Raw genomic sequence first — 6,214 nt, forward strand, 5'->3', positions numbered from 1 at the left:
TTACACTGTTTTAAGTACTGTTTTTCTATAGTTTAAAGGCGTTTGTTGATATTTCTGCCGGAATTGATATATAAAATGTTGCGATTTCCGAAATCCACAACTAATGGCAATATCCTTGATACTTCTATTGGGTTGATTAATTAGCATTTCAGCAGAATAGCTTAACCTTTTGTCAATTGAATACTGAAATACTGTTTTCCCGAATTGTCTTTTGAAAAATAATCTTAGTTGATTTTTCGTGAGGGAACATAATCTACATAAAGATTGTAAAGTGTGGCGTTTAAAGGGATAACAATCGATATAGGTTTTGATTTCAAACACTTCTTTTTCTAAAGGATTCATTCCAGCTTTAAGGTCGATATTGATACGCTCCTTATAGTGGGTACAAAAATTAGCTAGGACCAGCTGAATTTTTGAATGTAGCGAACTAGGAAGTAAATCTATTGGACCTTCAGGGTTTAATATCTTTTCCCATTCCATTTGATGGTTAATAGGAATATGTTTTAATAGAATTGGATTCTGGTCAAAGTTCTTGAAAACTGGGGTATAATAGTTTTGAAGAGTAGACGCTAAAGGCATTTTTAAATTGCAGCATATAAACAGGAAACCTCCAATACCAAGATCTAATTTTATTGATTTTCCTGGAGATGTTTTAGCAAAAAAGGACGACTTTTCCGAAATTTCAAATTGATGCTCTTCAATTTCAAATTGCCCATTTTGTCCTTTTACCTGATAAAATAGAAGCCATTTACAAGTATTGGATTGGAGGAATACCCGAACGGCCTCTTTGTTTTGCAGCTGATAAATATAAATATCGAAATGAGGGCTAATAAAGTATTGGCAAAGTAAATTAAAGGAAGTGTATTGTTTAATACTTGATTTAAACCCATTGATTAGCGCGCTCTTATTTGCCCATTCCTTCGGGATATTAGCTGATAATAACTCTTGTTGAGTTGATTCTGGAATAAGTTCCATTTTATTGTGTTATCATAAGACAAGAACCACAAGAACAGTTTGTAATGACTCTTCCTTGATCATCGATTGTAACATTTACTTTACAGGCACAAGTGAGACTATCACAGGTTGTTATTTTAAACTGTTCATTCTCACTTGGATAATTTGATTTTTCAAATAAAACATTGTGATTGCCTGTATTTGTAATGTAAAAAATAACCGCATATTGAGTTGAATCAGAGTTGATATATGAGATGGATTTTATATCTATTAGTTTCTCAGATTTATATCTCTTACTTAGTTCAATTGAAAGCTTTTCTTTTAGCTCAGCTTTATTAATAAAAAATGGGCCACTATTAAAAGTATCAGCCTCGTGACTCAGGTCCGACTTGTTACATGCAAATAGTAATACAAAAAGTACTGTAAATAGAATATTGATTTTCATGACTTTATTTTTTTGTAAAGTCATTGGATAAAATAACTATACTATCTATTAATGTGAATTCGCTGAATTGTGATGTGAATTATGCAATAATTAAATAGAAATGCTTATGAAAAATTTCGTTATTTTTTTATTTTTCTTGATTAATTCTTCACATTTATTCGCGCAAAATGATTTCAGTAAAATAACTGGTATTATCCATAAATTTCCTGTTATAGTTAAATCTAATAATCATCTATTTTCCTTTGATTATAAAGACTCTTTTAAGATTCAAACAGGTAGGCTCCAGCTTTTTCTTTTTAAAGGAGGAATTAATTACCAATTTGATCAGCTGATAGAAGTTGATTTGCCAAAAAAGGATAAAAAGCAAATCAGAATAGCAATCTTAGATGATAAATATGCTAAGCAAAAGCTCCGGTTTTTAAATATTACAGGAATTAAAAAAGATCAAATTTTAGATACAACTCTATACAATGGAAATACTTTAACTGTAGTTTGGATAAATCAGCAATCACAAATACTTCAGAAAATAGTATTTTCTTGTTCCAATTTGTTTCCTTCTGTAATTGGATTTAGGACATTACAGAATGTAGATCATATAAATCAATTTTATAAGGCCAGCCGGTTGAATAGGGATACTACTTTTCCAAAAGAGTTTAAAAAGAGTTATGGCAATTTGATAAGAATAAGATCGCTTGAAAATTTGGAGCTTTTAATCCCCAGGCCAAACCTTCTAAAGGATTCTGTTCTTCAATTTAGGTTTTTTGATCAATCTACAGCGCCCAAAGCAAAATGGGTTAATACTGGACATTTGATTACTTTAAAAGATGTAAAGCCAGGCAATAGTTACTTTCTAGAAATTAAATACATAGGACAAACTGACTCATGTTTGATTGAGATAGTTACTGATAAGGAGATTTATCAAGAAGGCTGGTTTTTAGCTATTCTGTTTGTTTTTATCTGTCTATTGATTATTTGGGCAGTTAAATGGTACTATAAAAGACGAATTGCCAATTTAATAGCCCAGCGCAATAGGGTAGAAGATAAATTGAAAATGGTACAATCTCAATTAAATCCTCATTTTGTCTTTAATGCTCTGAGTTCAATTGAGGGATTAATTTCAAATGGAGAGAATGAATTGGCTAGTCAATATTTAGCGAATTTTTCTACAATTCTGCGGGAAACGCTTAAAAACTCTGATAGGTTACTTATCAGTCTAGAAGAGGAAATATCCCTTATTGATAAGTATTGTAAGGTGGAACAGCTTCGATTTGGTTTCAATTATAATGTTAGTATAAACCAGTCAATTAATGTGACATCTATTGAGGTGCTACCGCTTTTGATACAGCCCATCGTTGAAAATGCTGTAAAGCATGGATTAGCTGGGTTAAAAGAAAAAGGATACTTAGAGATTATGTTACAACGTGACGTTAATGATTTAGTTATAATCATAAAGAATAATCATACAGTTATAAAGACTAATACCGGCACTGCAGGAGGATATGGTCTAAGATATTTGCAAGAAAGACTTGATCATTTTAATTTATTGAATAAGGGTAATCATATTGTTTATGATTTTGAACTTTTGATGGACTCTGCAACTGCAACAGTAAGGTTCAGTAATTGGCTTTTATAAAGTGTAATTGAGTAGTGCTTCCTTTAATGCAGCCAATTTTAGACGTGAAATAGGGAGGCGTTCTTTGTTAAAAAGTACTATTTCATTGGAAGAACTAATAGACTTGATAAATGCCTTATTTACAAGATAGGATTGATGGATTCTGATGAAGTTGTTTTTTGATAACAGTTCATCATAATAGTAAATACCCTTTGAAACTAGTAATTGCTCATTTTCAATTAAATGGAATTTGGTATAGTTGTTCTCTGATTCTAAATAAATAATATCCTTAAGCCTAATAATTCTAATATCCCTACTTTGTGGTATTGCAATTGATTGGCTTTCTGTACTGCAATTTTTAATCCCGTTAAGTAGTAATTCCAGTTGTTGATTTAAGTTTTCCTTTTTTACAGCAACTTTAGCTTTTTCCACAGACATAACTAAATCATGAACCTGGACTGGCTTAAGGAGATAGTCTAAGGCAGCATATTTAATAGCTTTTAATGAATACTTATCGTGTGCAGTGGTAAAGATTACTGAGAAATTATAAGTGTTAATTGCTTGAAGAAGATTAAATCCATTTTCTGTTCCTAGTTCAATATCGAGGAAAATAGTATCTGGCTTCTTTTCGTAAAATAATGAAAGGCCTGATTCCACATTATCCGCTATGCCTTCAATCGATATGTCAGGGCAGAACTTATATAGTAGCTTTGTAAGCTGAATCTGAGAATGTACCTCGTCTTCAATAATAATAGCTTTCAAGGGTATTGCGGTTGTTTGCTTTAAGTTAGCTATAATTGAATTATGAGATTAATACTTCCTTGGGATTTTAAACCGTTTTTTCACGGTTGGTTTTCGGTCAATTTTTAGGCAGATTTAAAGCTTTAGCTTAAAAATTGATATTTTAATAATTTTTACTATATTCACACTGCCCCAATTGTGACTTAAATATTCCTTCCCAATTAATATGCTGTTAGTAATCACTGACCTATGACTTTTATGTCTGGGACTCAGGAGGCTTTGCTTTGAAATACAATGAAAATTGTATAAGTGTATTTACGTAATAACAATACAAAAACTATAACATTAAAACAATGACACTTAAGGCTTATTTCCTTTGTTCTCTTTTGGGAGTAGCGTATATTTAAGTGTTGCGGCGAAATTCGTCAGCTGATTTAAATTTTGTCGATAGGTATTTAAATTTTTGTGTTGAAAAGAGTAGAGTTAAAAGCCTTAATACTGCAAGCCTTAAGACGAAGGCGCCGCAAGCTTGCTAGTGAAGCGCCGTAGGCAAAAGGCTTGCATGAAGCTACACTAATTCAATTCAACTATCTGAATTTTTAGAATGGGTTTATACTTAACATGAGTGTTTTATCACCCAATAATATTCAAAGTAACATCTCTACTAAAGCAACAACATAAATTTCTTTTATGTCATTGCTTTAGTAGTACTATCAAATACAGAATAGTAATTCAGCTGACGAACTCCGGTCGTCAGTTAAGACAACTGAAAGGATATGACCCATACGACCTTCGCCCAACATTGGTATTGACACTATCGGCGAAGCCTAAAGTTATTAATTAACTAATTTTAGCCGACAGCATCAATACCTTAACGTTAGCTGTGATTTTTTATCCCTTCAGTTGTTGAAAAGTTACCAAATTTTGGTACATTTACTTAAATATTAATCAATGGGACGCAATACATCCATATCACTAGGGGATCATTTTGAAGATTTCGTTGACGACAAAGTTTCAACAGGAAGATTTAAGAATGCAAGCGAAGTAATAAGGGCAGGTCTTCGGCTTTTGGAAGAAGAAGAGTCAAAAATACAAGCTCTCAAAAAAGCAATTACAGATGGTATTGAAAGTGGAGTGGCAAGAGGCTTCGACCCTAAAAAGCATTTAGAAAAATTAAAAGCTGCTAGAAGGAAAAATGGGTAGTTACACTCTAACAAACAAAGCAGTTCAAGATTTATCTTCAATTTGGGAATATACAGTTGATACCTGGTCAGAGAAACAAGCTGACAAATACTACATCATGCTTTTAGATTCTTGTCAAGACATAGCAGATGGCAAGGTTATGGGCAAATATTATCCAGAAGTAAGTACTGAAATTCTAGGATTTAAAGCTGGTCAGCACATACTATTCTACAGAAAGCTGAGCATTACCAAAGTTGAAATAGCAAGAATCTTGCATTCACAAATGGATTTGAAAAACAGATTACAAGAGTAAAACCACAGCTAACAAAAGGCTTTACACAAGTTGGACTTCCAGCAACGGCCTATCGGCTTTGGTATTTCAAATAGGCTTCAGTAATTTGGCTTTAACTAATCGTGGCTTTAGTGGCCAAGCCAGCAGTAGGAACACAGATTATCCAACCAACGTAAAGCCACGGACGTTGAACGCAACCTTTTATGAAAAAACTCTCTTTGACATTTGGACTTATTTTTTTTACATCGTTTTCTTTTGGACAGACATTTTCAAGGCTGACAAACGAAAGTGCTGATTCATTTATAAAACGAGTATTCAAGGTTGAAGACCTAGCTCATCCTGTAATAGAGACCAAGGAATGGGATAGTACAAAAAGGTCGATTTTTACATTTATAGCAGTTAATACACAATCTCATGGACAATATGATGAAAACAAGGAATCAATTATTTTAGGGTATTGCTTTTTTAAGATAAATTCCAATAACTATCAAAGGGCTTTAATTGACACTTTCCACGAAGATGGTGGAGAACCAAGAATTGAGACTTTATTCTTTGCAAACACAGACAAGGATAAAGAAAGAGAAATTGCAATTATAGTTAGGATACCACAAATTCATAGAAGTGCTGGCGTTTATGGTGACTTCTATGACACTTACTTTTATGACAATCCTAATGTATTAATACCACCTAACAGATTGACAAAATTGGAAAAACTTAGCTCTAAATTCACTGGATTTGAAGGTGATAGGGATAATAAACATTTTAAGTTTAAATATAAAGACGTTGCATCAATTCGAAAAGCTTTAAAAGAAATGGGTTACTAAGGCTGCGTACAACAATAGGCTTTACGCCAGTTGGTCTTTCAGTAATGGCCCATCAGCGTAGGTATTTCAAATGAGCTTTAGTAATTTGGCTTTAGCTAATCAGGTCTTTAGTGGCCAAGCCAGCAGTAGTAACACAGATTTTCCAACCAGCGTAAAGCCACGGA

Annotated in this window: 7 protein-coding genes; 4 read left to right on the forward strand and 3 right to left on the reverse strand. The window is 32.8% G+C overall.

The window, feature by feature from the left end:
• Together P767_RS0114725 and P767_RS0114730 are read right to left on the reverse strand one after the other, a co-directional pair.
• Nucleotides 1-975 carry a helix-turn-helix transcriptional regulator gene (locus P767_RS0114725; RefSeq protein ID WP_026765145.1) on the reverse strand — a complete coding sequence of 325 codons (975 nt, stop codon included), beginning with the start codon at nucleotides 973-975 and terminating at the stop codon, nucleotides 1-3.
• 1 nt (nucleotide 976) lies between these two features.
• Nucleotides 977-1,399 carry a hypothetical protein gene (locus P767_RS0114730; RefSeq protein WP_157611563.1) on the reverse strand — a complete coding sequence of 141 codons (423 nt, stop codon included), beginning with the start codon at nucleotides 1,397-1,399 and terminating at the stop codon, nucleotides 977-979.
• A gap of 106 nt (nucleotides 1,400-1,505) precedes the next feature.
• Between P767_RS0114730 and P767_RS17815 the strand changes: the two genes are divergently transcribed.
• Nucleotides 1,506-3,032 carry a sensor histidine kinase gene (locus tag P767_RS17815; RefSeq protein WP_172637556.1) on the forward strand — a complete coding sequence of 509 codons (1,527 nt, stop codon included), beginning with the start codon at nucleotides 1,506-1,508 and terminating at the stop codon, nucleotides 3,030-3,032.
• Here P767_RS17815 and P767_RS0114740 read toward each other — a convergent pair.
• On the reverse strand, nucleotides 3,027-3,773 hold the full coding sequence (locus P767_RS0114740; protein WP_026765147.1) for a LytR/AlgR family response regulator transcription factor: 747 nt from the start codon (nucleotides 3,771-3,773) through the stop codon (nucleotides 3,027-3,029). The genes P767_RS17815 and P767_RS0114740 overlap by 6 nt on opposite strands.
• A gap of 930 nt (nucleotides 3,774-4,703) precedes the next feature.
• On the opposite strand from P767_RS0114740, the gene P767_RS0114745 reads away from it, so the two are divergent.
• The 3 genes from P767_RS0114745 (at nucleotide 4,704) to P767_RS0114755 (ending at nucleotide 6,050) form a co-directional block, all read left to right on the forward strand.
• Nucleotides 4,704-4,955: a type II toxin-antitoxin system ParD family antitoxin gene (locus P767_RS0114745; RefSeq protein WP_026765148.1), complete on the forward strand. Its 252-nt coding sequence runs from the start codon at nucleotides 4,704-4,706 to the stop codon at nucleotides 4,953-4,955.
• Nucleotides 4,948-5,247 carry a type II toxin-antitoxin system RelE/ParE family toxin gene (locus P767_RS0114750; RefSeq protein WP_026765149.1) on the forward strand — a complete coding sequence of 100 codons (300 nt, stop codon included), beginning with the start codon at nucleotides 4,948-4,950 and terminating at the stop codon, nucleotides 5,245-5,247. Before P767_RS0114745 ends, P767_RS0114750 begins: the two co-directional genes overlap by 8 nt.
• 182 nt (nucleotides 5,248-5,429) lie before the next feature.
• Nucleotides 5,430-6,050, forward strand: coding sequence for a hypothetical protein (locus tag P767_RS0114755; RefSeq protein ID WP_026765150.1), 621 nt, complete (start codon nucleotides 5,430-5,432; stop codon nucleotides 6,048-6,050).
• The last annotated feature ends 164 nt before the right edge of the window (nucleotides 6,051-6,214 follow it).

The organism is Sediminibacterium salmoneum NBRC 103935, assembly GCF_000511175.1.
GTDB lineage: Bacteria > Bacteroidota > Bacteroidia > Chitinophagales > Chitinophagaceae > Sediminibacterium > Sediminibacterium salmoneum.